At 69.5% G+C, this 24,134-nt stretch carries 27 protein-coding genes; 14 read left to right on the top strand and 13 right to left on the bottom strand.

Annotated elements, in window-relative coordinates:
• The first annotated feature begins 26 nt into the window (after positions 1-26).
• On the top strand, positions 27-893 hold the full coding sequence (locus tag AMK11_RS11715) for a hypothetical protein (protein WP_073726023.1): 867 nt from the start codon (positions 27-29) through the stop codon (positions 891-893).
• 61 nt (positions 894-954) lie between these two features.
• Here the strand turns inward: AMK11_RS11715 and thiC are convergent, their stop codons facing one another.
• On the bottom strand, positions 955-2,766 hold the full coding sequence (thiC, locus tag AMK11_RS11720; protein WP_073726025.1) for a phosphomethylpyrimidine synthase ThiC: 1,812 nt from the start codon (positions 2,764-2,766) through the stop codon (positions 955-957).
• Between the two features lie 253 nt (positions 2,767-3,019).
• Between thiC and AMK11_RS11725 the strand changes: the two genes are divergently transcribed.
• Positions 3,020-4,564 (top strand): YibE/F family protein, encoded by a 1,545-nt coding sequence (locus AMK11_RS11725; RefSeq protein ID WP_073726027.1) that lies wholly within the window; start codon positions 3,020-3,022, stop codon positions 4,562-4,564.
• Positions 4,565-4,628: 64 nt separating this feature from the next.
• On the opposite strand, the gene AMK11_RS11730 is transcribed toward AMK11_RS11725, so the two are convergent.
• The 4 genes from AMK11_RS11730 to AMK11_RS11745 form a co-directional block, all read right to left on the bottom strand.
• Positions 4,629-5,066 (bottom strand): SsgA family sporulation/cell division regulator, encoded by a 438-nt coding sequence (locus AMK11_RS11730; RefSeq protein ID WP_073726029.1) that lies wholly within the window; start codon positions 5,064-5,066, stop codon positions 4,629-4,631.
• A 98-nt stretch (positions 5,067-5,164) separates the two neighbouring features.
• Positions 5,165-5,899 carry an IclR family transcriptional regulator gene (locus AMK11_RS11735; RefSeq protein WP_338012646.1) on the bottom strand — a complete coding sequence of 245 codons (735 nt, stop codon included), beginning with the start codon at positions 5,897-5,899 and terminating at the stop codon, positions 5,165-5,167.
• 306 nt (positions 5,900-6,205) lie between these two features.
• On the bottom strand, positions 6,206-6,418 hold the full coding sequence (locus AMK11_RS11740; RefSeq protein ID WP_073726033.1) for a DUF5326 family protein: 213 nt from the start codon (positions 6,416-6,418) through the stop codon (positions 6,206-6,208).
• A 175-nt stretch (positions 6,419-6,593) separates the two neighbouring features.
• The gene (locus AMK11_RS11745; RefSeq protein WP_043382483.1) at positions 6,594-6,911 is read right to left on the bottom strand and encodes a cupin domain-containing protein; all 318 of its coding nucleotides are present in this window, start codon (positions 6,909-6,911) and stop codon (positions 6,594-6,596) included.
• 59 nt (positions 6,912-6,970) lie between these two features.
• On the opposite strand from AMK11_RS11745, the gene AMK11_RS11750 reads away from it, so the two are divergent.
• The 6 genes from AMK11_RS11750 to AMK11_RS11775 all read left to right on the top strand — a co-directional run bounded on the left by AMK11_RS11750 (position 6,971) and on the right by AMK11_RS11775 (position 11,659).
• The gene (locus AMK11_RS11750; protein WP_073726035.1) at positions 6,971-7,348 is read left to right on the top strand and encodes a phage holin family protein; all 378 of its coding nucleotides are present in this window, start codon (positions 6,971-6,973) and stop codon (positions 7,346-7,348) included.
• Positions 7,349-7,352: 4 nt separating this feature from the next.
• Positions 7,353-7,847: a low molecular weight protein-tyrosine-phosphatase gene (locus tag AMK11_RS11755; protein WP_073726037.1), complete on the top strand. Its 495-nt coding sequence runs from the start codon at positions 7,353-7,355 to the stop codon at positions 7,845-7,847.
• Positions 7,844-9,022, top strand: a complete 1,179-nt coding sequence (locus tag AMK11_RS11760) for a cystathionine gamma-lyase (RefSeq protein ID WP_073726039.1) — start codon at positions 7,844-7,846, stop codon at positions 9,020-9,022. The genes AMK11_RS11755 and AMK11_RS11760 overlap by 4 nt, the downstream gene beginning before the upstream one ends.
• 226 nt (positions 9,023-9,248) lie before the next feature.
• Positions 9,249-10,154 (top strand): LysR family transcriptional regulator, encoded by a 906-nt coding sequence (locus AMK11_RS11765; RefSeq protein WP_073726041.1) that lies wholly within the window; start codon positions 9,249-9,251, stop codon positions 10,152-10,154.
• A 67-nt stretch (positions 10,155-10,221) separates the two neighbouring features.
• On the top strand, positions 10,222-10,704 hold the full coding sequence (locus AMK11_RS11770) for an NUDIX domain-containing protein (RefSeq protein ID WP_073726043.1): 483 nt from the start codon (positions 10,222-10,224) through the stop codon (positions 10,702-10,704).
• A gap of 88 nt (positions 10,705-10,792) precedes the next feature.
• On the top strand, positions 10,793-11,659 hold the full coding sequence (locus tag AMK11_RS11775; RefSeq protein WP_073726045.1) for a GNAT family N-acetyltransferase: 867 nt from the start codon (positions 10,793-10,795) through the stop codon (positions 11,657-11,659).
• A gap of 72 nt (positions 11,660-11,731) precedes the next feature.
• Here AMK11_RS11775 and AMK11_RS11780 read toward each other — a convergent pair whose 3' ends face one another.
• Together AMK11_RS11780 and AMK11_RS11785 are read right to left on the bottom strand one after the other, a co-directional pair.
• A complete protein-coding gene (locus AMK11_RS11780; RefSeq protein ID WP_073726047.1) occupies positions 11,732-12,151 on the bottom strand; it encodes a GlcG/HbpS family heme-binding protein in 420 nt (139 codons plus the stop codon).
• A gap of 100 nt (positions 12,152-12,251) precedes the next feature.
• Positions 12,252-13,463 (bottom strand): MFS transporter, encoded by a 1,212-nt coding sequence (locus AMK11_RS11785; protein WP_073726049.1) that lies wholly within the window; start codon positions 13,461-13,463, stop codon positions 12,252-12,254.
• A 138-nt stretch (positions 13,464-13,601) separates the two neighbouring features.
• Here AMK11_RS11785 and AMK11_RS11790 point away from each other — a divergent pair, with 138 nt between their 5' ends.
• Together AMK11_RS11790 and AMK11_RS11795 are read left to right on the top strand one after the other, a co-directional pair.
• Entirely contained in the window at positions 13,602-14,066 is a 465-nt protein-coding gene (locus tag AMK11_RS11790) for a MarR family winged helix-turn-helix transcriptional regulator (RefSeq protein ID WP_073726051.1), read from the top strand.
• 23 nt (positions 14,067-14,089) lie between these two features.
• Complete coding sequence (locus AMK11_RS11795; RefSeq protein ID WP_073726053.1) at positions 14,090-14,542, top strand: GNAT family N-acetyltransferase; 453 nt, start codon at positions 14,090-14,092, stop codon at positions 14,540-14,542.
• Positions 14,543-14,597: 55 nt separating this feature from the next.
• Here the strand turns inward: AMK11_RS11795 and AMK11_RS11800 are convergent, their stop codons facing one another.
• Together AMK11_RS11800 and dnaB are read right to left on the bottom strand one after the other, a co-directional pair.
• Entirely contained in the window at positions 14,598-15,983 is a 1,386-nt protein-coding gene (locus AMK11_RS11800; protein WP_073726055.1) for a serine hydrolase domain-containing protein, read from the bottom strand.
• Positions 15,984-16,042: 59 nt separating this feature from the next.
• Complete coding sequence (dnaB, locus tag AMK11_RS11805) at positions 16,043-17,521, bottom strand: replicative DNA helicase (RefSeq protein ID WP_073726057.1); 1,479 nt, start codon at positions 17,519-17,521, stop codon at positions 16,043-16,045.
• A 459-nt stretch (positions 17,522-17,980) separates the two neighbouring features.
• On the opposite strand from dnaB, the gene AMK11_RS11810 reads away from it, so the two are divergent.
• Complete coding sequence (locus tag AMK11_RS11810; protein ID WP_073726059.1) at positions 17,981-19,318, top strand: MATE family efflux transporter; 1,338 nt, start codon at positions 17,981-17,983, stop codon at positions 19,316-19,318.
• A gap of 131 nt (positions 19,319-19,449) precedes the next feature.
• Here AMK11_RS11810 and rplI read toward each other — a convergent pair whose 3' ends face one another.
• From rplI to rpsF, 4 genes are all read right to left on the bottom strand, one after another.
• Positions 19,450-19,896 (bottom strand): 50S ribosomal protein L9, encoded by a 447-nt coding sequence (gene rplI / locus AMK11_RS11815; RefSeq protein ID WP_073726061.1) that lies wholly within the window; start codon positions 19,894-19,896, stop codon positions 19,450-19,452.
• A gap of 18 nt (positions 19,897-19,914) precedes the next feature.
• Positions 19,915-20,151 carry a 30S ribosomal protein S18 gene (gene rpsR, locus AMK11_RS11820; protein WP_003949403.1) on the bottom strand — a complete coding sequence of 79 codons (237 nt, stop codon included), beginning with the start codon at positions 20,149-20,151 and terminating at the stop codon, positions 19,915-19,917.
• Between the two features lie 42 nt (positions 20,152-20,193).
• Positions 20,194-20,784: a single-stranded DNA-binding protein gene (locus tag AMK11_RS11825; protein WP_073726063.1), complete on the bottom strand. Its 591-nt coding sequence runs from the start codon at positions 20,782-20,784 to the stop codon at positions 20,194-20,196.
• A gap of 78 nt (positions 20,785-20,862) precedes the next feature.
• A complete protein-coding gene (gene rpsF / locus AMK11_RS11830; RefSeq protein WP_003975025.1) occupies positions 20,863-21,153 on the bottom strand; it encodes a 30S ribosomal protein S6 in 291 nt (96 codons plus the stop codon).
• 275 nt (positions 21,154-21,428) lie between these two features.
• Between rpsF and AMK11_RS11835 the strand changes: the two genes are divergently transcribed.
• The 3 genes from AMK11_RS11835 (at position 21,429) to AMK11_RS11845 (ending at position 24,087) form a co-directional block, all read left to right on the top strand.
• A complete protein-coding gene (locus AMK11_RS11835; protein ID WP_073726065.1) occupies positions 21,429-21,734 on the top strand; it encodes a hypothetical protein in 306 nt (101 codons plus the stop codon).
• Positions 21,735-21,872: 138 nt separating this feature from the next.
• Entirely contained in the window at positions 21,873-22,994 is a 1,122-nt protein-coding gene (gene femX, locus AMK11_RS11840) for a peptidoglycan bridge formation glycyltransferase FemX (protein WP_073726067.1), read from the top strand.
• A gap of 61 nt (positions 22,995-23,055) precedes the next feature.
• Positions 23,056-24,087, top strand: coding sequence for an alanine racemase (locus AMK11_RS11845; RefSeq protein ID WP_073726069.1), 1,032 nt, complete (start codon positions 23,056-23,058; stop codon positions 24,085-24,087).
• Positions 24,088-24,134: the final 47 nt, after the last annotated feature.

A 24,134-nucleotide genomic window follows, 5' to 3' on the forward strand; every position in this document is an offset into this window, starting at 1 on the left:
CCCCAAGCCCTACGGAGCATCGGGGGATGCACATGAACAGCGTTCCGCAGCACCTGCCGAACGAGGACCGCCAGGAGTACGAGCGGATCCTCGACGAGGCGCTGCGCTCCGCGCCACACCGCCCGGAGCTGGCCGCCGTCGGACAGCGGCTCAACTCCGAACAACTGCGCACCATGGCACTCAACGCCACCGCCCTGATCACCGCGGCGGCCACCACCGAGTACCAGCACTACGTCAAGGTCCGTGAGGAACTGCGCCACCCGGCGCCGTCGGCCAAGTCACCGGCCCCGCGCGGGTCCGGCTCCGAGGAGCAGGGCACGGGCGGGGCGGGGCTCGCCGCCACCATGGGCGAGGTCGCCGAGGCGACCGGCGCGGGAGCCGTGGCCGTCGTGGCCGTCCTGGCTCCCGTCCTGGCCGGCACCGCGGCGGCGATCTTCCTGCTCGTCGGTTACCTCCTGAAGGTCCTCGCTCCCGGGCAGACCGTCGCGCAGACCATGCTCACCACCGGGTGGGTGTTCGGCGCCGTGACCGCGGTCGCGATCCTTGTCGCCGCGGTGGGTCTGCTGCTCACCGCGCTGCGCAACCGCCCCTTCGCCGAGTCCGCCTTCTACGGCGAACTCGACGAGGAGGTGGTCCGGGCCAGGGACGCCTGGCACGAAGCCCTGCTGGAGCGGGGCATCCTGCCGTTCCTGCGGGAGGCACTCGCCGATCCGGGCACCGCGGCCCTGCACACGGGACCGGGAGCACCCACGAGCCGCATGCCGCACCTCGGCTACGGCCGTCCGGGCTTCACCAGCCCCGGTGAGGGCACCGCCACCGGTCCGCGCCCGAGCTACTCGAGCCCGGACTACAGCAGCCCGGACTTCGGTGGCCCGGAACACCGGCCCGAGTAGTCACCGTCCGGGCGCCGTACCCCCTGGTCTTCGGGGGTACGGGGCACCGGACCGGGCGACGTCAGTCGGCGATCGGCAGGTACACCCTGTTCCCGCTCGCCGCGAACTCCTTCGACTTCTGGAGCATCCCCTCGGCGATCTCCTCGGGGGACGCTCCCTCGGCGGCCGCACCACCGAATCGCTCCGTGATGCTCTGGCTGATCTTCATGGAGCAGAACTTCGGCCCGCACATCGAGCAGAAGTGAGCCGTCTTGGCAGGTTCGGCCGGCAGTGTCTCGTCGTGGAACTCCCGCGCCGTGTCCGGGTCGAGGGCCAGGTTGAACTGATCCTCCCACCGGAACTCGAAACGGGCGTCCGACAGCGCGTCGTCCCACTCCTGGGCACCTGGGTGACCCTTGGCCAGGTCGGCGGCATGGGCGGCGATCTTGTAGGTGATGACGCCGGTCTTGACGTCGTCACGGTTGGGCAGGCCCAGATGCTCCTTGGGCGTGACGTAGCAGAGCATGGCTGTGCCCCACCAGGCGATCATCGCGGCACCGATGCCGGAGGTGATGTGGTCGTAGGCGGGCGCGACGTCGGTCGTCAGCGGGCCGAGCGTATAGAACGGAGCTTCATCGCAGATCTCCTGCTGAAGGTCGATGTTCTCCTTGATCTTGTGCATCGGGACGTGGCCCGGGCCCTCGATCATGGTCTGTACGTTGTAACGCTTGGCGATCGTGTTGAGTTCCCCGAGGGTGCGCAACTCCGCGAACTGCGCCTGGTCGTTGGCGTCCGCGATGGAGCCCGGCCGCAGGCCGTCACCGAGCGAGTAGGTGACGTCATAGGCGGCGAGGATCTCGCAGAGCTCCTCGAAGTTCTCGTACAGGAAGGACTCCTTGTGGTGCGCCAGGCACCACGCCGCCATGATCGACCCGCCGCGCGAGACGATGCCGGTCTTGCGGTTCGCGGTCAGCGGTACGTACGCCAGGCGCACACCGGCGTGGACCGTCATGTAGTCCACGCCTTGCTCGGCCTGTTCGATGACCGTGTCCTTGTAGATTTCCCAGGTCAGCTCCTCGGCACGGCCGTCGACCTTCTCCAGGGCCTGGTAGAGCGGCACGGTCCCGATGGGGACGGGAGAGTTGCGCAGCACCCATTCGCGCGTGGTGTGGATGTTGCGGCCTGTGGACAGGTCCATGACCGTGTCGGCGCCCCACCGGGTCGCCCAGGTCATCTTCTCGACCTCCTCCTCGATGGAGGACGTCACCGCCGAGTTCCCGATGTTGGCGTTGACCTTCACCAGGAACCGCTTGCCGATGATCATCGGCTCGATCTCCGGGTGATTGACGTTGGCGGGCAGCACGGCACGGCCCGCCGCGATCTCCTCGCGGACCACCTCCGGCGCCACGTTCTCCCGGATGGCCACGTACTCCATCTCCGGCGTGATCTCTCCCCGGCGTGCGTACGCGAGCTGCGTGACCGCGTTGCCGTCCCGGCCGCGGCGCGGCTGGCGCGGACGGCCGGGGAAGACGGCGTCGAGGTTGCGCAGGCCGCCACGCGGCGAGGTGTGCTTGATCCCGTCGTCCTCGGGACGGACGGGACGGCCCGCGTACTCCTCGGTGTCACCGCGGGCGATGATCCAGTTCTCCCGCAGCGGCGGCAGCCCCCGGCGGACATCGGTGTCGACGAGCGGATCGGTGTACGGGCCCGACGTGTCATAGAGCGTGACCGACTGCCCGTTGGTGAGGTGCACCTGACGGACCGGCACCCGCAGGTCGGGGCGCGAGCCCTCGACGTACGCCTTGTGCCAGCCGATGGACTTCCCGGCCTCCGCGGTCTCCTCCTGGGCGGAGTCCTGAGCGGAGGCAGGCGTGCGTGCGTCCTTGATGGTCATGAGACCTACTCCCTACGCCGGCATTACCCGGTAACAGGTTCGGCGGTCGACGCAGCGGATTCCGTCCTCGGACGCTTCGTGGTCAACGTCACTCGGCTTCGGTGACGTTTCCCGTGAAACATCGCTGGGACGGAGGTCAGCGCCCTCTCAGCCCGGTGCTCCGAGCTCCCGCGTGTACAAAGGTGCCTCCACGCTAGCGTCAATTCGGGCGCGGTGAACAGAGGGCCCCCCTCGTTCTTGCGATGATCGGTCGGTGACCACACCGCAGCATCCCCCCTTCCCGCCGCACGAACCCCGCCGCGGACCGGGCACCGAGCACGGCGCCGACCGCGGAGCCGGTCCGGCCTCGCCCGGCCCTCACGGCGCGGGCGCAGACCGACATGACGAGGGGGGCGGGTACGGCTCGGGCGGGTACGGCTCGGGCGGGCGCGGTGCCGGTGGAGGCCACGGCTCGGGCGGCGGAGACGGGGGCGGCGGGCACGGCCACTCGCACGCACACAGCCATGGTCCGGCTGCGCCCGTCTCCCGGCATCTGCGGAAGGTCATCGCCGCGGTCCTCATCCCGTTCGCCGCGGCCGTGCTGATCGGGCTCGCGGTGCTGTGGCCGGGCGGAGCCCCGCCGCACGAACGCACCGGGGTCGGCTTCGACCGGCAGACGCAGCAGGCCACCGTCACCAAGGTGGTCGAGCTGAGCTGCCAGTCCGTGAACGCCTCGGGCGTTCCCCCGACCGGCGACACCTCCACCGCCGAGGGTTCCTCCGCGGTGCAGCGGGCGAACGGCGACTGCAAGCGGGCCACGATCCGCGTCGACAGCGGCGACGACAAGGGCCGCACCTTCACCGAGATCGTGCAGCCGGACCAGTCACGGCAGTTGCACGAGGGCCAGAAGGTCGTGGTCGCCTACGAGCCCTCCGCGCCCGAGGACCTGCAGTACTCGGTGACCGACATCAACCGCCGGGTCCCGATGGCGCTGCTCGCCGGCATCTTCGCCCTCGCGGTCGTGGTCGTCGGGCGTCTGCGGGGTCTCATGGCGCTGATCTCGCTGGCCGTCAGCTTCCTGCTGCTGAACTTCTTCATGCTGCCCGCGATCCTGCAAGGATCGAACCCGCTGCTCGTGGCGGTGATCGGCTCCAGCGCCATCATGCTGATCGCGCTGTACCTGTGCCACGGTCTGTCGGCTCGTACGTCCGTGGCGGTACTGGGCACGCTCATCTCCCTGGTGCTGATCGGCGTACTCGGGTCGCTGTTCATCGGCTGGGCCGCGCTCACCGGCAACACGGACGACAACACAGGCCTCATCCACGGCCTGTATCCGACGATCGACATGAGCGGTCTGCTGCTCGCCGGAGTCATCATCGGTTCGCTCGGTGTCCTCGACGACGTGACGGTCACCCAGACGTCGGCGGTCTGGGAACTGCACGAGGCCAACCCGGCGCTGGGCCGCCGCGGGCTGTACCGCGCCGGAATCCGTATCGGTCGCGACCACATCGCCTCGGTCGTCAACACCCTGGTCCTCGCCTACGCGGGCGCCGCCCTTCCGCTGCTGCTGCTGTTCTCCATCGCGCAGAGCGGGGTGGGGACGGTCGCCAACAGCGAGTTGGTCGCGGAGGAGATCGTGCGCACGCTGGTCGGCTCGATCGGCCTGGTGGCGTCCGTTCCGGTCACCACGGCCCTCGCGGCCCTCGTCGTGTCGGCCGACCGGCCCGCCGACCGCCCCGCGGCCCAGTCCGCCGGAGCGGCACCGGGTTCGGGTCCGGCGCCCGTACGTGGCGGGCGGGGCCGGCGCCGCAAGCGCTGAGCCATCGGCGCGGCCGCCCCGGTGAAGCGTTACGGCACGTGGAGAGAGTTGCTGCCGTAACGGTTCAGCCCGCGCTCTGTTCCTCCGCCAGGATGCGGTCCAGGGCCTCGTCGAGGTGTGCGTCGAAGTCGGCGAGCGCACCCTCCTGACCCAGCGGCACCAGCTTGTCGGTCCGGTCCAGGAACGCCACCAGAGGAGCCGCCGACGAACGGAAGAGCGCCTGGTCGTTTCCGACCTGAAGGCGGATCAGCACCTCGGCCAGCGGCTCCGGGTCGACGGGAGCGATGCGCACGTCGCCGTCACCGCACGGCCGGCCCACCCCGTCCACCAGCAGCTCCCGGCCGAAGGCCCAGGTCACCGGCGCGTCCCCGGGCAGATGGAAGGTCAGTCGCACGGCATAGGGATCACAGGTCTCGTAGCGCAGCTCCACCGGGATGCGGAACGAGAGCTCCTCGGACACGAGAAAGCTCATCATGACCTCTGCCTGTACGGACTCGCCCATCGCACACCCGTCATTCGCCGTCGACTGTCCGGGAATCAAACCTCTAACACTGGTGGCATCTTGCTCAACGTACACACCAGATCACAAGGAGTGAGTTTTCAGATACTGATAGAGATCGCCAGTGACCCCAGAAGCCGCCCCACCTCGTCCTGCAACCGCTGCGCCGCGGGCAGCAGCCGGTCGGCCTGTTGGAGGGGCAGAGAAAGGGCCATGGTGGCGGCCGTGGTGCCGACGGTGATCGGGATCGCCGCGCACACCGTCCCCAGGGCGTACTCCTGGCGTTCGACCACCGGGGCCATCCGCCGCATGCGTTCCAGCCGCTTCAGCAGGGCATTGCCATCACGCACCGTGTACGGCGTGACGGGTTTCACGGGGTAGCGGTCCAGGTGGTCGCGGCGGGCATCCTCGTCCAGCTGCGAGAGCAGGCACTGCCCGATGGCGTGCGCGTGCCCGGTCTCGCGGAAGTCCGCCCATTCCTCCACGGCCGGATTGCCCGGGGTGTCGGAGACGCACATGACTTCGATCTCGCCGTCGCGGTACATGGCGTAGTACACGGGGACGCCGATCGCGTCGCGCCAGCGCGCCAATGCGTCGATCACCGTGGTGCGACGTTTCTGCTGGGCGCCCCTGCCACTCAGCCGCTCGGCGGCCTCACCGAGGAAGAACAGCCCCTTCTCCCGGCGCAGATAGCCCTCGTGCACCAGGGTGCGCAGCAGGTGGTACGCCGTGGGCAGCGCCAGCCCGGTCTCCCGGGCCAGCTGCTTGGCGGGAGCTCCGTACGTGTGACCGGCGACGCACTCCAGGAGGCGCATCGCCCGCTGAACGGATCCGATGAGCGTCGCGGAGGGCGGGTCCGCGGAGGACGTGGGGGGCGTCCGGGGCGTCGAGTGTGGTTGCACGGGCAATGCGTGCAGCGGAACACATGCGGTGTCGGCCGTGGCCAAGGGTCACTCCCGGAACGCGAGGGGGCAGCCCCGTGCGGGGAACACGGGTGGGGGTGTACGCCGCTCGCGGGGTCACCCCCGCGTCGAGTTCCGGACTCTAATCGCCGGCCACCGCTCACCGACGATCCGTCCGGAAACTTCCCTCGCGCGAGGGAACCGGTGATTCCTGTTACCGCCTCCGGTGTCCCACAGTCCTCACCAGTCGCTGCGTGACGATGAATTCGACATGAACTTGCGCACCACGTAGATCAGTCCGCCGACGAGCGCGACGAAGACCAGCAGCTTGAACAGCAGTCCGATCACGAAGCCGACGACGCTGGCGATCAGCCCGCCGAACACGACCAGGGCGATGACCGGCACCGCGATCCACTTCACCCACCACGGCAGCCCCGTGAAGATCTCTCGCATCGCCCTCGTCCTTACCTCTCCGCCCGTTCGGGTGCCGGGTCCTTCGGCGGCCCGGAAGCCCGCTGGGAATTCCGAATGTCCTGCACTCGATGCTAGGGCCGCGCGGGCCCCGGCAGGGGCCCCGCATCCCTTGTCTCCCCCTGACCGATCCCCTAGGGAACCCCGAAGCGCGGGCTCAGCTCTCGGGCGGAGAGAAGACCACCAGAACCCGCAGGTCCTCGCTGATGTGGTGGAACTTGTGGGCGACCCCGGCCGGCACGTAGACCACGCTGCCGCGCGCGACCTGGGTGGTCTCCATGCCCACGGTGATCGCGGCCCGGCCGCTCACCACGAAGTACACCTCGTCCTGCGCGTGCGGCTGCTGCGGATCGGACGTTCCCGCGTCAAGGGCGTACAGACCGACCGACATGTTCCGCTCGCGCAGGAACTGCAGGTAGGCACCGTCGTTGGCGGCGCGCTCCGCCTCCAGTTCGTCCAGCCGGAATGCCTTCATCGCCTCGTCCGCCCCTGCCTCACCGTTCGTTTCCGATCGCGTCTGCCACGATCAGACACATGAAGAATTTCCTAGTCAAGACGATCGCCAACGCGGCCGCCCTCGCGGTCGCCGTGTGGCTGCTCGACAAGATCACGCTGACCGGGGGCAGCACCGGCGAGAAGACCCTCACACTGATCGTCGTCGCCCTGGTGTTCGGCCTGGTCAACATGCTGGTCAAGCCGATCGTGCAGGTGCTGACCTTCCCGCTGTTCATCCTGACCCTCGGCCTGTTCACGCTGGTGGTCAACGCTCTGATGCTGTTGCTCACGTCGTGGCTCGCCGACAAGCTCGACCTGAGCTTCCACGTCGACGGGTTCTGGACCGCCGTCCTGGGTGGACTGATCATCTCGGTCGTCTCCTGGGCCCTCAACGCGTTCCTGCCCGACAAGGACTGATCCCATGACCTACCGCGTCTGCTTCGTGTGCACGGGCAACATCTGCCGCTCCCCGATGGCCGAGGCCGTCTTCCACGCGCGCGTGGCGGACGCAGGACTGGACGGCCTGGTCGAGGCCGACAGCGCCGGCACCGGCGGCTGGCACGAGGGAGAGGGCGCCGACCCCCGCACGGTCGACGTCCTCGTGGAGAACGGGTACACGCTCGACCACACGGCACGGCAGTTCCAGCCGTCCTGGTTCGAACGTCTCGACCTCGTCGTCGCCCTGGACGCCGGCCACCTGCGGGCGCTGCGCCGCCTCGCGCCCACGGAACAGGACGCGGACAAGGTGCGGCTGCTGCGCTCCTACGACCCCGCCGCCGACCGCGGAGACCTCGACGTACCTGATCCGTACTACGGGGGCGTGGACGGCTTCCAGGAGTGCCTTGAGATGGTGGAGGCGGCGAGCGGCGGACTGCTCGCCGCGGTACGCGAGCAGGTGAGAGGGCGGGTGGCATGAACGATTCCGTTGCGGGCGACAGGCACGGTACAGGAGCGGAGGGGCGCCTTCCCGGCGCCGGCGACGGCACCCGCGCCGTGCGGGCCGGGCTGCCGGAGCCCGTCAAGCACGAACCGACACTGCCCGGCCCGGTGTTCGCCGCCCACTTCCACCTGCCGGGGGAGCCGACCGGTCCGTACACCTACGGACGGGACGAGAACCCGACCTGGACCCACCTCGAGCGCGCCATCGGCGAACTGGAGGCACCAGGACAGGACGACGTCGAGACACTCGTGTTCGCCTCGGGCATGGCCGCGATCTCCTCGGTGCTCTTCTCGCAGCTGCGCGCCGGGGACACGGCCGTCCTGCCCGACGACGGCTACCAGGCGCTGCCGCTGGCCCGCGCCCAGCTGGAGGCGTACGGCATCGAGGTGCGCACCGCGCCGACCGGCGGCGACGCCCAGCTGGACGTCCTGGACGGGGCGAGGCTGCTGTGGATCGAGACGCCCTCCAACCCGGGGCTGGACGTCTGCGACGTCCGGCGGCTCGCGGAGGCGGCCCACGCACGCGGTGCCCTGGTCGCCGTCGACAACACGCTCGCCACGCCTCTCGGTCAGCGCCCGCTGGACCTCGGCGCCGACTTCTCGGTGGCCAGCGGCACCAAGCAGCTCACCGGGCACGGCGACGTCCTCCTGGGCTACGTGGCAGGTCGCGACCGCGAGGCGATGGCCGCCGTACGGCGTTGGCGCAAGATCGTCGGCGCCATCCCCGGCCCCATGGAGGCCTGGCTCGCGCACCGCTCGATCGCCACCCTCCAGCTGCGCGTCGACCGGCAGAACGCCACCGCACTCAAGGTGGCCGAGGCGCTCGGCACGCGGTCCGAGGTCACCGGCCTGCGCTACCCGGGGCTGCCCGACGACCCCTCGCACAAGATCGCTTCGCAGCAGATGCGGCGCTACGGGTGCGTGGTCTCCTTCACGCTGCCCACGCGCGCGCGTGCCGATCGTTTTCTCGACGCGCTGCGTCTCGTGGAGGGTGCGACCAGTTTCGGTGGCGTGCGGTCCACGGCCGAACGGCGCGGACGCTGGGGCGGCGACGCGGTACCGGAAGGCTTCGTCCGCCTCTCGGTCGGCGCCGAGGACCCCGAGGACCTGGTGGCGGACCTGCTGCGCGCGCTCGACGAATCGGCGGGCTGACCGGCACCGCGCGGCTCCTCGCCGGGCCGGCCGGACACGCCGGGCGGTCCGAGCCTCCCCCCTCGTGGCTCGGACCGCCCTTCGGTTCTCGCGCGAAGAACCGCGCGACTCAGGCTAGTTGACTCTGTGTCAGTGTCCAATCACAGTAGCGACAGCGACCTATCGACATATTTATAGTTGAGCGCGGCCGGAGGGCCGGTGGAGAACAGAAGAGGGGACGGCTTCCGTGGATCTGGCCTTGCTGCGCACGTTCGTGACCGTGCACCGGGCCGGTTCCTTCACGCGCGCGGCGGCTCTGCTCGGTCTCTCCCAGCCGGCCGTCACCTCCCAGATCCGCACGCTGGAGAGGCAGCTCGGGCGCCCTCTCTTCCTGCGGCAGGCCCGCGGCGTGACCCCGACGACCATCGGCGACGAACTCGCCCACAAGGCCGCACCCCACCTCGACGCCCTGGTCGAGATAGCCGAGACCGGGCCCGACGACGACTCCTCCCTGCGGACCCTGCATCTTGCCGGTCCCCCGGAGTTCACCGCCGAGCGGGCACTGCCCGCGCTCACGGAACTCACCGGCGAGGACGGACAGGGATTCGCCCTGCGCGCCTCGTTCGGGAACGCCGAGGAGGCCCTGGAGGGGCTGGCCGCCGGGCATCACGATCTGGCCATCGGTACGGCCCGGCCGCGCGGGGCGCTGCTCACGGCGACTCCGCTCTGCGACGAGGAACACATCCTGGTCGCCGCTCCCCACTGGGCGGAGCGGGCCGGCCCCGGGCAGTTCCGCCGCACCGCCGCACCCGACCTGGAGCACATCCCCGTGGTCGAGGTGCACGAGTCGCTGCCCTTCGTCGCCCGCTACTGGGCATCCGTCTTCGACGCCCGCCCGGCGGCCCCGGCCACGGTCGTCGCCCCCGACCTACGTGCGGTACTCGCCTGTACGGTCGCCGGCGCGGGGCTCGCCGTACTGCCCCGCTACCTGTGCGCCGAAGCGCTGGAGCGCGGTGAGGCAGTCGCCCTGCACGACCCCGCGGTGCCACCTCTGCGGACGTATTTCCTGGTGGTACGTACCGGCACACTCGCGATGCCACACATCGCCCGGGCCCATGAGTGGCTGCTGCACGCGGCCGCCGACTGGAGCTGAGCCGTCGGTCCGGGGCGGTTGACGCCCTCGATGTTTCACGTGGAACCAGTCGGGCCACATTTTCCCCATGACCGTCCGACCCGTGGTCAAGCGCACCGCCCGCGCCGTTCTCCTGGACGACGGCGCCCTGATTCTGATCAAGCGCACCAAGCCCGGCGTCGATCCCTACTGGGTCACTCCCGGAGGCGGGGTCGAGCCCGGCGACACCACCGTCGTGGACGCCCTGCACCGCGAGGTGCACGAGGAACTGGGCGCAAAGATCACCGACGTGGTTCCGTGTTTCGTGGACACGGTGGAACACATCGGCGAGGACGGTGGGGCGACGGGTGTGAAGGTGCAGCACTTCTTCGTCTGCCGCCTGGAGTCCATGGACCCGTCCCTGCGGCACGGTCCCGAGGTCGACGAGCCCGCCGGGGAGTACGAGATCGTCCGGGTGCCCTTCACCAGGGTCGGGATCGCCTCCGTGCACCTCGTACCGCTCTCGCTCCGGCATTACCTGGACGGCAACATCGAGGGCGTGCGTGCCCTGCTCGCTTCCGACCTCGGCTGACCCCGGGGGCGTCAGGGATGGCCAAAAGCTCGCGTGTTCCGCGGAAAGCGGTGGACGCCGACGGCTGCCGTCGGACAGCCTGACCTGCGTGTCGACACCTTCCCTCGCCTCGCTGCCGATCCGCCGCCTGACGCTCCGCGATCTCACCGCCTGCGCCGACCTGTCCGAGGACCGGGGGTGGCCCCGTGAGGAACACAAGTGGTCCTTCCTCCTCACAGCCGGGAACGCGTACGGCATCGACGATCCCGACGGCGGCCTCGTCAGTGCCTGCACCGTCACCGAGTACGGGCCGCACGGACGCCCCTGTCTCGCTGCCATCGGCATGGTGCTGGTCGCGGAGCGGCACGCCCGCCAGGGCATCGGGCGCCGGCTGATGCGCCACGTCGTCGACGCCCTGGGCACCACCCCGCTGACGCTCCACGCCACCCCGTGCGGCCGGCCCCTCTACGAGGAACTCGGTTTCAAGACCACCGGCCGGGCGGAGATGGTGCGCGGGCATTTCGTGCCCGACGGGAGCGAGCCCGCGGTCCTCACCCGCGCGGCCACGGCCGAGGATCTCGCCGGGATCCTCCGGCTCGACGAGGAGGTGTTCGGCGCCGACCGCACGCACATCATCACGCGGTTGCCGGCCTTCGCCGATCAGCTCCGGGTCGCCGAGGAGGGCGGACGGATCATCGGATACGCCGCCGCCTGGCCCAACATGGACACCCACGTCGTGGGCCCGCTGATCGCCCGTGACACCGAGACGGCCAAGGCGCTGCTGGCCTCCCTCGCCGCCCGCACCGACCGCCCGCTGCGCACCGACATCGACGTACGGCACGAAGAGCTGCTGGCCTGGGTGAAGGAGCACGGTCTCTCCTCCCTCACCACCAACGCGGTCATGACGTACGGCATCACGGAGCTGCCCGGGCACTGGCAGCGGCGGTTCGCTCCCTTGACGCTGGCTGCGGGCTGATCTCCTTCCGCGCGGCGAGGCCGGTCCCCGGTGACGTTCCGGTGACCGGCCTCGTGTGGCTGGCGGCTGCCGTCAGGCGAGTCCCGCCACGGCGGCCGCGGCGAGGGCGTGATCCTGCTCGGGCGCTCCGCCGCCGACCCCCAGCGCGCCGATCAGCCGGCCGTCGCGGTGCACGGGCACGCCGCCCGCGATGAACAGCAGCGGCCGGTCGAGCGCGGTGGGCAGGGTGTGGAAGAGGCCTCCGGGCTGGACGGCGTCGACGAGGTCGGCGGTGGGTGTGTCCAGCTGGAGCGCCGTGTAGGCCTTGCGTGTGCTGGTCTCCCCGGAGATCAGCACGGCCCGGTCGTCGCGCCGGAAGGCCAGGAGGTGGCCGCCCGCGTCGAGGACGGTGACGCTGACGGCGACCCCGGCTGCCTCGGCGGCGCGGTGGGCGGCGGTGACGAGGGCTTCGGCGTCCTGAATGGTCAGCGGGGCGACGGTGGTGGTGGTCATGTGGGGTTCTCCTCGGTGGTGCTGAGTGGTACGTGCCTCGGGGGTGTCGAGGCGGGGGGCCGCAGGGGTGCGCGCCGCGCGATCCGGCGGCCGGGGTCGTTCAGCGGTGTACGGCGGGGGTCCGCTGTTCGGCGGGGACTGAGCCCGCGACGACGGCGCCGGCGGCGGGCTCGCGCCGCTCGAGGGCGGCCGAGAGAAGGGCGAGGAGCAGGGCGGCTGCGGCAAGCGCGGCACCGACCCAGTTCGGAGCGGTGTAGCCGAAGCCGGCGGCGATGACGACGCCGCCGAGCCAGGCGGAGAGCGCGTTGCCGAGGTTGAAGGCGCCGATGTTCACCGCCGATGCCAGCGTCGGCGCGCCGTGCGCATGGTCCAGAACGCGCTTCTGCAGCGGCGGAACGGTGGCGAAGCCGAGGGCGCCGATCAGGAAGACGGTCACGGCGGACGCGGTCTTGTCGTGCGCGGTGAGCGTGAAGAGGGCGAGGACGACGGCCAGCGCACCCAGGGAGACGTACAGCAGGGGCATCAGGGCGCGGTCGGCGAACTTGCCGCCCACGAGATTGCCCCCGACCATACCGAGGCCGAAGAGGACCAGCAGCCAGGTGACCGAACCGTCGGCGAAGCCCGCGACGTGGGTCATCATCGGCGCGATGTAGGTGATGGCCGCGAAGACGCCCCCGAAGCCGAGCACGGTCATGGCCATGGCGAGCAGGACCTGGACGTTCCCGAACGCGGCCAGTTCGTGGCGCAGGCGCACGCCTTCCGCCTTGGGCATGTCGGGGACCAGCTTGGCGACACCGGCCAGGCCGACGACGCCGAGAGCGGCGACGACCGCGAAGGTGACACGCCAGCCGGCGGTCTGGCCGATGAGCGTGCCCAGCGGCACGCCGACAACGTTGGCGACGGTCAGGCCGGTGAACATCATCGCGATCGCGCCGGCCTTCTTGTGCGGAGCCACCAGGTCGGCCGCGACGACCGAGCCGATGCCGAAGAAGGCTCCGTGGGCGAGGGAGGCGACGACACGACCGGCCAGCATGACGGAGAAGGCTGGGGCGAGGGCGGAGAGCAGGTTGCCGACGATGAACAGGCCCATCAGCAGCATCAGCATCCGCTTGCGCGGGACCTTGGTGCCCAGCACGGTCATCAGCGGAGCACCGAACATCACGCCGAGCGCGTACCCGGTCACCAGGAAGCCGGCGGTGGGAATGGAGACCCCGTAGTCGTTCGCGACCTCGGGCAGCAGGCCCATGATCACGAACTCGGTGGTTCCGATACCGAAGGCCCCGATCGCGAGGGCCAGAAGCGCGAGAGGCATGGAGGGGACACCTTCCAAGGGATTGCAGGAGCGCTTTACGAGCGCCCACAATAATTGCAGACGCGGGTTACTTGCAAGCGCTGGCAATCGCGGCACTGGTCTACCCTGGTCTCAGCCGCTCCGGGACGGAGGAAACACATGACAGCGACGGATCCCGCGCTCACCGCCCTCTCCCAGGGCTGGTGCGCCCTCTCCCTGCTGCACGGGAGGATCGAGGCCCACATCGAGCGCGCCCTGCAGGCCGGTCACGACCTGAGTGTCCGTGAGTACTCGCTGCTCGAGGTGCTCAGCCGTCAGCACGACGGCGACGGCGGGCATCTGCAGATGAAGCAGGTCGCAGACGCCGTGGTCCTCAGCCAGAGCGCCACCACGCGCCTGGTCACCCGGCTCGAGGACCGAGGACTGCTCGAGCGCTACCTGTGCCCCACCGACCGCCGCGGCATCTACACCAACGTCACCGCGGCCGGCTTGAAGCTGTTGGACGAGGCACGGCCCACCAATGACGCCGCCCTGCGCGAGGCTCTCGACGAAGCAGCGGGGAATCCCGACCTGGCTCCGCTGGTCCGCGTCGTCGAGACGCTCAAAACGCCAGTGCCCGCCTGACCTTCCCTGCGTAGGGTGCGGCCATGGCAGATCTTGAGATACGGCCCACCACCGAGGACGACCTCTCCGCGATCGTCGCAATGCTCGCCGACGACCCCCTGGGCGCCCGACGCGAGTCGCCCGACGACCTGAGCCCGTACCTGGCCGCGTTCGAACGGCTCAGCGCCGACCCGAACCAGCACCTGGTCGTCGCCGTCCGCAACGGTCGGGTGGCCGGCACGCTGCAGCTGACGATCGTGCCCGGCCTGTCCCGGCGCGGCGCCACCCGGTCGGTCATCGAAGGTGTGCGGGTCCACGCCGACGAGCGCGGCGGCGGCCTGGGCACGCAGCTCATCGAGTGGGCCGTCGACGAGTCCCGTCGACAGGGATGCCAACTGGTGCAGCTCACCTCCGACAAGACCCGCACCGACGCGCACCGCTTCTACGAGCGTCTCGGTTTCTCGGCCTCACACACGGGCTTCAAGCTCCAGCTCTGAGGGGGTGGCTCTGTTTCACGTGAAACAGAGCCACCCGGCGAGGAGCGCGAGTTGCCTAGCCGATCCCGCGCCACCCCTCCACGTCCACCCCTCCCGGCACAGGCGCACCCTCGTCATACGGCTGACGCGTGAACACGAACGACCCGAGGTCCAGGTGACTCACCGTCCCGTCCGGCCGCCGCACGGCTCGCAGCGACTCCCCGGCGTAGTAACCCTCCAGCCCGGTCCACGTACCGTCACCGTTCGCCCGGAAGCGCGAGCGGCGGCCGGCGCCCGACAGCGGCTCCAGCGAAACCCCTTCGTCGGACGTCAGCCGCAGGGCGAATGCGTGCGTGCCCCAGTACCACTGGCCGGCCAGCTCCAGGACGGATGCGTCGACGTCCGAAAGCGGCCGCCACGGTTCAGGGATCCTGGGCTCCGCCTCGGCGACGACACGCACGAGGTCGGCGCCGACTCCGGCCAGCAGCGGCCCGGATGTGCAGTTGGCCAGCACCACCGCGGCCACGTCGTCCTCCACGCTGATGGTGAGGTTGGCCAGAAAGCCGGGGAGCGACCCGGAGTGCCCCACGAGCAGCCGTCCGTCCCGGTGCTGGATCTGCAGCCCCAGACCGTACGCCGTTCCGTCCGCGACATCGGCGGCCTCCATCGGCGCCGCCGGTCCCCGCATCTCCCGCACGGACTCGTGACTCAGCACCCTGTCGTCCCCCTTTGCCAGGAAGACGACGAACCGGGCCAGGTCACCCGTGGTGGACCAGAGCTGACCGGCCGGGGCCATCCGCCCGAGATCCTCGGCGGGCTCCGCCAGCATCACGTCGGCCCATGGATGTACGGCCCAGCCACCGGCGTGCGGCGCCCGGGGATGCCCGGACGTCCGGTTCAGGCCCAGCGGCTCCAGCACCTCCTGCCGCAACACCTCCTCCCACGAAGCACCGCGCAGCTTCTCCACCAGAGCGCCGAGCACCGTGTATCCGGGGTTCGAGTAGTGGTGCCGACGGCCCACCGGGTGGAGGAGGGGCTGCTTGCCCAGCACATCGGCGAGCTCGGGCCGCAGCGAGCCCGGAGTCCGCTCCCACCACGGCGCGGGCGACTCGGCAGCCAGACCACCGGAGTGGGCCAGCAACTCGGTGATCGTGGCCTCTCCCGCCCCCGTGCCCGGTAGATGCTTCTCCAGCGGATCGCCGAGATCGAGCGCGCCCTCGTCACGCAGCCGAAGCACGAGCACAGCGGTGAACGTCTTGGTGATCGAGCCGATCCGGTACTGCACGTTCTCGTCCGGTCCATGACCGTCAATCGAAGTCCGCGCACCGTGCCAGACGGCCCGGCCGTCCCGGACGACCGCCGCAACGAGCGACGGCGCACGCCCCTCCGTCTGGGCCACGGCGATCCGGTGCAGCAGCGCCCGGCGGGTTGCGGGAAGCAGCTCTTCCTGAGGTGTGGTCATGCACCCAGTCCACCGGCCCGGGCCACACACGTCGAGCCGTTTTCCGCGCGCCGCAGGGGTCAGGTCTGTGCCATGTCCACGAAGCGCGAGTAGTGGCCTTGGAAAGCGACGGTGATCGTGGCCGTCGGACCGTTACGATGCTTGGCCACGATCAGGTCGGCCTCGCCGGCGCGCGGCGACTCCTTCTCGTAGGCGTCCTCCCGGTGCAGCAGGATGACCATGTCGGCGTCCTGCTCGATGGAACCGGACTCACGCAGGTCGGAGACCATCGGCTTCTTGTCGGTGCGCTGCTCGGGTCCACGGTTCAGCTGGGAGAGCGCGATGACTGGAACCTCCAGCTCCTTGGCCAGGAGCTTCAGGTTGCGGGACATGTCCGAGACTTCCTGCTGACGGCTCTCGGCACGCTTGGATCCACCCGACTGCATCAACTGGAGATAGTCGATGACGACCAGCTTGAGGTCATTGCGCTGTTTGAGCCGACGGCACTTGGCGCGAATCTCCATCATCGACAGATTCGGGGAGTCGTCGATGTAGAGCGGGGCGGCCGAGACGTCCGGCATGCGGCGGGCCAGCCGGGTCCAGTCATCGTCCGTCATGGTGCCGGAACGCATGTGGTGGAGCGCGACGCGGGCCTCGGCGGACAGCAGACGCATGGCGATCTCGTTGCGTCCCATTTCGAGCGAGAAGATGACGCTCGGGAGGTTGTTCTTGATCGACGCCGCCCGCGCGAAGTCCAGCGCCAGTGTGGACTTGCCCATCGCGGGACGTGCGGCGATGACGATCATCTGGCCCGGGTGCAGACCGTTGGTCAGGGAGTCGAAGTCCGTGAACCCCGTCGGCACACCGGTCATCTCGCCGCTGCGCGAGCCGATCGCCTCGATCTCGTCGAGCGCGCCCTCCATGATGTCGCCGAGGGGCAGATAGTCCTCGCTGGTGCGCTGCTCGGTGACGGCGTAGATCTCGGCCTGAGCGCGGTTGACGATCTCGTCGACGTCGTCGTCGGCCGCGTATCCCATCTGGGTGATCCGCGTACCGGCCTCCACCAGGCGGCGCAGCACGGCCCGCTCGTGCACGATCTCCGCGTAGTAGGCGGCGTTCGCGGCCGTCGGCACGGTCTGGACGAGAGTGTGCAGGTAGGAGGCGCCACCGACCTTGTTGATCTCACCGCGCTTGGTGAGCTCGGCCGCGATCGTGATGGGGTCGGCCGGCTCGCCCTTGGCATAGACGTCGAGGATGGCCTGGTAGACCGTCTCGTGGGCCGGCTTGTAGAAGTCGTGGCCCTTGAGGATCTCCACGACGTCGGCGATGGCGTCCTTGGACAGGAGCATGCCGCCGAGGACGGACTGCTCGGCGTCCAGGTCCTGCGGCGGCACCCGTTCGAACGACGGCCCGCCGCCGTCCCAGGCACCGCTGTCCGGACCGCGCTCGTGCTGCTCGTCGCGTCCGCGGCCGCTGTCACTCCGGCGGCGGGAGGCGGGCAGACGATCACTGGGACCGCTGTCGGCCCACGGGTCGTCCAAGGGCTCGGAAATACTCACCGAGCCACCTCCTCCCGTCCGCCGAGCGGACCCTCGCCGTGCCCTCATTTCTACGGCACGACACTGACAAATAAGACGCCCAACTCCGGTTCTGGCGCGTCGGTTTTGTGAGGGTTCACAAGCCGGCGGACGGAGCAGGCGCCGGACAACCGTAGGCCTGTCGGCAGCGTCAGCCAATCTGGTTATCCACAGGCCATGTGGACGACGGGCCAGATGCTGTGGAGAACTCCCCGAAACCTGTGCACGACCCGGTGGACAGCCCTGTGAACAAGCCCTCGCCAGTCTTGAGGAAACGCCCCTGATCTGCGCCTTTACCGTCCACGCCCTGTGCAGAAGAAAAACTTCCCCACTCAGATCAAGATCGTCTCGAACGGCGCCGGGAAGTAGGCCCGGCAAGACGAGAGGTAAGGGTCACAAAAGCATTGCATCTCTTACCTGTGGACGATTAGATTGGTGCTCATGACACAGGCTTCCGAGCGCTCCCGGACTGACCGGCGCCGGCACGACCGAGAGATCATCGCGCTGGCCGTTCCGGCCTTCGGTGCGCTCGTCGCCGAGCCCCTCTTCGTCATGGCCGACAGTGCGATCGTCGGCCATCTCGGCACCGCGCAGCTCGCCGGACTCGGCATCGCCTCCGCCCTGCTGACGACGGCCGTCAGCGTCTTCGTGTTCCTCGCCTACGCCACGACAGCGGCAGTCTCCCGCCGCGTCGGCGCGGGCGATCTGCAATCCGCGATCCGCCAGGGTATGGACGGCATCTGGCTGGCACTCCTGCTCGGCGCCGCGGTCATCGCCGTCGTCCTGCCCACCGCACCCTCCCTCGTGGAACTCTTCGGCGCTTCCGACACCGCGGCCCCGTACGCCATCACCTACCTGCGGATCTCCGCTCTCGGCATCCCCGCCATGCTCGTCGTGCTGGCCGCGACCGGTGTCCTGCGCGGACTGCAGAACACCCGGACCCCGCTCTACGTGGCCGTGGCCGGCTTCGTCGCCAACGCCGTCCTCAACGTCGTACTCGTCTACGGCGCCGGTCTCGGCATCGCCGGCTCCGCCTGGGGCACCGTCATCGCGCAGTGCGGCATGGCCGCGGTGTACCTCTGGGTGGTGATCCGTGGAGCACACCGGCACGGCGCCTCCCTGCGCCCGGACATCACCGGCATCAAGGCCTCCGCCCAGGCAGGAGTCCCGCTGCTGGTTCGCACCCTCTCACTGCGGGCCATCCTCATGATCGCCACAGCTGTGGCGGCTCGACTCGGCGACGCCGACATCGCGGCCCACCAGATCATCCTGTCGTTGTGGAGCCTGCTCGCCTTCGCCCTCGACGCGATCGCCATCGCGGGGCAGGCCATCATCGGACGCTACCTGGGAGCCGGTGACAGCCAGGGGGCCCGCGATGCCTGCCGCAGGATGGTGGAGTGGGGTGTCGCGGTCGGAGTCGCCCTGGGTCTGCTCGTGGTGCTGTCCCGCCCGGCGTTCCTGCCTCTCTTCACCGGCGACTCCGCGGTCAAGGACGCCGCCTTGCCCGCCCTGGTGATCGTGGCTGTGTCGCAGCCGGTCTGCGGAGTGGTCTACGTCCTGGACGGCGTCCTGATGGGAGCCGGAGACGGCCCTTACCTCGCCTGGGCCATGCTGCTCACCTTGGCGGTCTTCACTCCGGCAGCCCTGCTGGTGCCGACGTTCGGCGGTGGCCTCACCGCGCTGTGGGCGGCCATGACGCTGATGATGGCGATGCGCCTGGTGACGCTGTGGCTGCGTACGCGGTCGGGCCGCTGGGTCGTCACGGGTGCGACACGCTGAGCGCTTCACTCGAAGCGTCGTGTTTCACGTGAAACACGACGCTTCGAGTGAAACAGGGCCGACGGAAGATGGGGCCGCATCCCCCGACCGGGAGATGCGGCCCCATCTCATCGCTTCAGCCAGAGCAAGGCTCAGGCAGCGACGACCTCGATGCTGACCTTGGCGTCAACCTCGGGGTGCAGACGCACGGACGTCTGGTGAGCGCCCAGGGTCTTGATCGGCGAGCCCAGCTCGATGCGGCGCTTGTCGACCTCGGGACCGCCGGCGGCCTTGATCGCCGAAGCGACGTCGGCCGGCGTGACGGAACCGAAGAGACGACCGGCGTCGCCGGAGCGGACGGCCAGACGGACCTTCACACCCTCGAGCTGGGCCTTCACCTGGTTGGCCTGCTCGATGGTCTGGATCTCGTGGATCTTGCGAGCACGACGGATCTGCTCGACGTCCTTCTCGCCACCCTTGGTCCAGCGGATCGCGAACTTCCGCGGGATCAGGTAGTTGCGAGCGTAACCGTCCTTGACGTCGACGACGTCGCCCGCGGCACCGAGGCCGGAGACCTCGTGGGTGAGGATGATCTTCATGAGTCGGTCACCCTTCCCTTATCGCGCGGTGGAGGTGTAGGGCAGCAGCGCCATCTCACGGCTGTTCTTCACGGCCGTGGCGACGTCACGCTGGTGCTGGGTGCAGTTGCCGGTCACGCGGCGGGCACGGATCTTGCCGCGGTCGGAAATGAACTTCCGCAGCATGTTCGTGTCCTTGTAGTCCACGTACGTGACCTTGTCCTTGCAGAACGCGCAGACCTTCTTCTTCGGCTTGCGCACAGGCGGCTTAGCCATGATGTTTCTCCTGTGTGATCAAGAAGTGTGGGTGGAGCCCGCCTAGAAGGGGGGCTCGTCCGAGTAGCCGCCACCGCCGCCGGAGCCGCCGCCCCAGCCGCCGCCACCCTGGCCACCGCCCTGCTGGCCGCCGGCGGGAGCGCCGGTCGCCCAGGGGTCGTCGGCCGGAGCGCCGCCGCCCTGCTGGCCACCGCCGGGGCCGCCGCCCCAGCCGCTGCCACCCTGGCCGCCACCGCCGCCGTAACCGCCCTGGCCACCGCGCCCCTGGCCCGAGGTCTTGGTGACCTTGGCCGTGGCGCTGCGCAGGCTGGCGCCGACCTCGTCGACGTCCAGCTCGTAGACCGTGCGCTTGACGCCCTCACGGTCCTCGTACGACCGCTGCTTCAGCCGGCCCTGCACGATGACGCGCATGCCTCGCTGGAGCGACTCGGCGACGTTCTCCGCCGCCTGGCGCCAGACCGAGCAGGTCAGGAAGAGGCTTTCGCCGTCCTTCCACTCGTTCGTCTGGCGGTCGAAGGTGCGGGGGGTCGACGCGACACGGAACTTCGCGACGGCCGCACCGGACGGGGTGAAGCGCAGCTCGGGGTCGTCGACAAGATTGCCGACGACCGTGATGACGGTCTCGCCTGCCATGGGGGAACCTCTCGGCGGGTTTGCTCTGGCTGCTTGGTTGCTGCTACTCGGATCCCGGGATCAGCTGAGCGGGAAGGCTCAGTGCATCTCGGGACGGAGGACCTTGGTCCGGAGGACCGACTCGTTCAGGTTCATCTGGCGGTCGAGCTCCTTGACGACCGCAGGCTCGGCCTGCAGGTCGATGACCGAGTAGATGCCCTCGGGCTTCTTCTTGATCTCGTACGAGAGACGACGACGGCCCCAGGTGTCGACCTTCTCGACCTTTCCGCCGCCGTCACGGACGACAGAGAGGAAGTTCTCGATCAGCGGGGAGACAGAGCGCTCCTCGAGATCGGGGTCGAGGATGACCATCACCTCGTAGTGACGCATGTGGAACCCACCTCCTTTGGACTCAGCGGCCACGGTCGTTCCGTGGCAGGAGGGTTGCGATGCGTTGGCACCGGCATCAACGAGTAAACCAGGACCCACTGACAATCGGGCTTCCTCCGAGGAGACGCCCGGCCGTGGACGGCAGAAGACACCAGTGCAGAAGGTACAGAGTACCCGCCCACCGGCTTGCGGTTGAAATCCGGCGGTGAGGGGACACAATCGGTACTCAGCGGATGTGAGGGCCACGACACACTGCCTTCGGCAGGAGGTTCCCCATGGCACAGATCATGCGACCCGCCAAGCCCCGGACCGGCCTGCTGGCCACCGACGGCAAACCGCACCCCCTTCAGGACACCTTGCTGGCCGTGGGCCTCGTCCTGGCCGTGCTCGCCCTGGCCACCGCGTACTTCCGCGGGCTCCACGTCCTGACCTCCTGGGCAGGTCTGCTGGGTGTCCTGACCGCCGGATACGGCCAGCTCATCTCGGTGACGACGCGCGAGCGCTTCGGCCTGGTCCTGGCACTGGGAGGCTCCGCACTCGGTCTGTTCTTCGGCATCAGCCACGGTGGGTTCTTCGGCTGAGCCCCGGTCGCCGCCCGGCCATCGAGGACCTCCTTGCACCCGTACGCCGGACGGGGCGCTCACAGGGCGCAGTAGGCTTCGCGCGAGAGCCGGAGCCCCTGTACCCATGGGGACACACCAGCCCGAGGAGCGCCCCGAATGAGCCTGACCCTGAGGACCATCAGTCGCGAGCAGCATCTGGCCTACATCCAGAGTCTGCCGGCGGCGAGTCACATGCAGGTCCCGGCATGGGCGGACGTGAAGGCCGAATGGCGCTCCGAGAACCTCGGCTGGTTCGACGACCGGACCGGTCAGCTGGTCGGCGTGGGCCTGGTCCTCTACCGGCAGCTCCCCAAGATCAAGCGCTACCTCGCCTACCTCCCCGAGGGCCCGGTCATCAACTGGTACGCGCCGAATCTCCAGGACTGGATGGAGCCGATGCTGGCGCACCTGAAGCAGCAGGGCGCCTTCTCGGTGAAGATGGGCCCGCCGGTGATCATCCGGCGCTGGGACGCCGCGTCCATCAAGAAGGGCATCCAGGACCCCGACGTCAAGCGCCTGCGTGACATAGAGGCCGACCACATCGAGCCGCGCGCCTTCGAGGTGGCCGACAAGCTGCGCCGCATGGGCTGGCAGCAGGGTGAGGACGGCGGCGCCGGCTTCGGCGACGTGCAGCCCCGCTACGTCTTCCAGGTGCCGCTGGCCAACCGCTCCCTGGAAGAGGTCCACAAGAACTTCAACCAGCTGTGGCGCCGCAACATCAAGAAGGCCGAGAAGGCCGGCGTCGAGGTCGTCCAGGGCGGCTACCACGACCTGGAGGAGTGGCAGCGCCTGTACGAGATCACGGCCGTGCGCGACCACTTCCGGCCGCGCCCGCTGTCGTACTTCCAGCGCATGTGGGCGGCCCTCAACAACGAGGACCCCAACCGCATGCGGCTGTACTTCGCCCGGCACAACGGGGTGAACCTGTCGGCGGCGACGATGCTGGTCGTCGGCGGACACGTCTGGTACTCCTACGGCGCCTCGGACAACATCGGCCGTGAGGTCCGGCCGTCGAACGCCATGCAGTGGGCGATGCTCCGCGACTCCTACGCGCTGGGCGCCACCGTCTACGACCTGCGCGGCATCTCCGACTCCCTGGACGAGAGCGACCACCTCTTCGGTCTGATCCAGTTCAAGGTCGGCACGGGCGGGCAGGCGGCCGAGTACCTCGGCGAGTGGGACTTCCCTCTGAACAAGCTGCTCCACAAGGCGCTCGACATCTACATGTCGCGCCGCTGACCCCCACCTCTCATCCCCACCCGCACCTCTGACAGCCACGAGAAAGGTTCCAGGTCCGGCCATGGCGCTCACCCTCTACGTCGACACCGCGCGCTGGCGGGCGCATCACAAGCACGTGCAGGAGCAGTTCCCGGGGCTGGTCCCGGTCTGCAAGGGCAATGGCTACGGCTTCGGGCACGAGCGGCTGGCGGAGGAGGCGACAAGGCTCGGCTCGGACGTGCTGGCCGTCGGCACCACGTACGAAGCCGCCCGGATCAAGGACTTCTTCGGCGGCGACCTGCTGGTGCTGACGCCGTACCGGCGTGGTGAGGAGCCGGTGCCGCTGCCCGACCGGGTCGTGCGCTCGGTGTCGTCCGTGGACGGCGTGTACGGCCTCGTGGGTGCGCGTGTGGTCATCGAGGTGATGTCCTCGATGAAGCGGCACGGCATCAGCGAGCAGGACCTGCCGCAGCTGCACGCCGCCATAGAGAATGTCCGGCTGGAGGGCTTCGCCATCCACCTGCCGCTGGACCGCACCGACGGCTCGGACGCCGTCGAGGAGGTCATCGGCTGGATGGACCGCCTGCGTGCGGCGCGTCTTCCGCTGCACACGATGTTCGTCAGCCACCTCAAGGCGGACGAGCTGGCCCGGCTCCAGCAGCAGTTCCCGCAGACCCGCTTCCGGGCCCGGATCGGCACCCGGCTGTGGCTGGGGGACCACGAGGCCACCGAGTACCGCGGTGCGGTCCTGGACGTCACTCGCGTCGCCAAGGGGGAGCGCTTCGGCTACCGGCAGCAGAGGGCGGCCTCCGACGGGTTCCTGGTGGTCGTGGCGGGCGGTACGTCGCACGGTGTGGGCCTGGAGGCACCGAAGGCCCTGCACGGCGTCATGCCGCGTGCCAAGGGCGTCGCCCGGGCCGGCCTCGCGACGGTCAACCGGAACCTCTCGCCGTTCGTCTGGGGCGGCAAGCAGCGCTGGTTCGCGGAGCCGCCGCACATGCAGGTCTCCATCCTGTTCGTGCCCTCGGACGCTCCGGAGCCCACGGTCGGCGACGAGCTGGTGGCCCATCTGCGGCACACCACCACGCAGTTCGACCGGATTCTCGACCGCTAGCGAAAAGGCCGTACACGGGCCCTCCGTGTACGGCCTTTCCTGCGTTC

The sequence above is a fragment of the Streptomyces sp. CB02414 genome (genome assembly GCF_001905385.1).
Lineage (GTDB): Bacteria > Actinomycetota > Actinomycetes > Streptomycetales > Streptomycetaceae > Streptomyces.

Coding starts and splice junctions, on each gene's coding strand:
- AMK11_RS11785 (WP_073726049.1), bottom strand. CDS start 13,463: ATGCCTCTCGCGCTTCTGGCCCTCGCGATCGGGGCCTTCGGTATCGGA.
- AMK11_RS11745 (WP_043382483.1), bottom strand. CDS start 6,911: ATGAAGGCATTCCGGCTGGACGAACTGGAGGCGGAGCGCGCCGCCAAC.
- rpsR (WP_003949403.1), bottom strand. CDS start 20,151: ATGGCTAAGCCGCCTGTGCGCAAGCCGAAGAAGAAGGTCTGCGCGTTC.
- rpsF (WP_003975025.1), bottom strand. CDS start 21,153: ATGCGTCACTACGAGGTGATGGTCATCCTCGACCCCGATCTCGAGGAG.
- AMK11_RS11715 (WP_073726023.1), top strand. CDS start 27: ATGCACATGAACAGCGTTCCGCAGCACCTGCCGAACGAGGACCGCCAG.
- AMK11_RS11790 (WP_073726051.1), top strand. CDS start 13,602: ATGACAGCGACGGATCCCGCGCTCACCGCCCTCTCCCAGGGCTGGTGC.
- rplI (WP_073726061.1), bottom strand. CDS start 19,896: ATGAAGATCATCCTCACCCACGAGGTCTCCGGCCTCGGTGCCGCGGGC.
- AMK11_RS11825 (WP_073726063.1), bottom strand. CDS start 20,784: ATGGCAGGCGAGACCGTCATCACGGTCGTCGGCAATCTTGTCGACGAC.
- AMK11_RS11770 (WP_073726043.1), top strand. CDS start 10,222: ATGACCGTCCGACCCGTGGTCAAGCGCACCGCCCGCGCCGTTCTCCTG.
- AMK11_RS11730 (WP_073726029.1), bottom strand. CDS start 5,066: ATGGGCGAGTCCGTACAGGCAGAGGTCATGATGAGCTTTCTCGTGTCC.
- AMK11_RS11750 (WP_073726035.1), top strand. CDS start 6,971: ATGAAGAATTTCCTAGTCAAGACGATCGCCAACGCGGCCGCCCTCGCG.
- AMK11_RS11760 (WP_073726039.1), top strand. CDS start 7,844: ATGAACGATTCCGTTGCGGGCGACAGGCACGGTACAGGAGCGGAGGGG.
- AMK11_RS11845 (WP_073726069.1), top strand. CDS start 23,056: ATGGCGCTCACCCTCTACGTCGACACCGCGCGCTGGCGGGCGCATCAC.
- femX (WP_073726067.1), top strand. CDS start 21,873: ATGAGCCTGACCCTGAGGACCATCAGTCGCGAGCAGCATCTGGCCTAC.
- AMK11_RS11740 (WP_073726033.1), bottom strand. CDS start 6,418: ATGCGAGAGATCTTCACGGGGCTGCCGTGGTGGGTGAAGTGGATCGCG.
- AMK11_RS11780 (WP_073726047.1), bottom strand. CDS start 12,151: ATGACCACCACCACCGTCGCCCCGCTGACCATTCAGGACGCCGAAGCC.
- AMK11_RS11835 (WP_073726065.1), top strand. CDS start 21,429: ATGGCACAGATCATGCGACCCGCCAAGCCCCGGACCGGCCTGCTGGCC.
- AMK11_RS11800 (WP_073726055.1), bottom strand. CDS start 15,983: ATGACCACACCTCAGGAAGAGCTGCTTCCCGCAACCCGCCGGGCGCTG.
- AMK11_RS11755 (WP_073726037.1), top strand. CDS start 7,353: ATGACCTACCGCGTCTGCTTCGTGTGCACGGGCAACATCTGCCGCTCC.
- thiC (WP_073726025.1), bottom strand. CDS start 2,766: ATGACCATCAAGGACGCACGCACGCCTGCCTCCGCTCAGGACTCCGCC.
- AMK11_RS11795 (WP_073726053.1), top strand. CDS start 14,090: ATGGCAGATCTTGAGATACGGCCCACCACCGAGGACGACCTCTCCGCG.
- AMK11_RS11810 (WP_073726059.1), top strand. CDS start 17,981: ATGACACAGGCTTCCGAGCGCTCCCGGACTGACCGGCGCCGGCACGAC.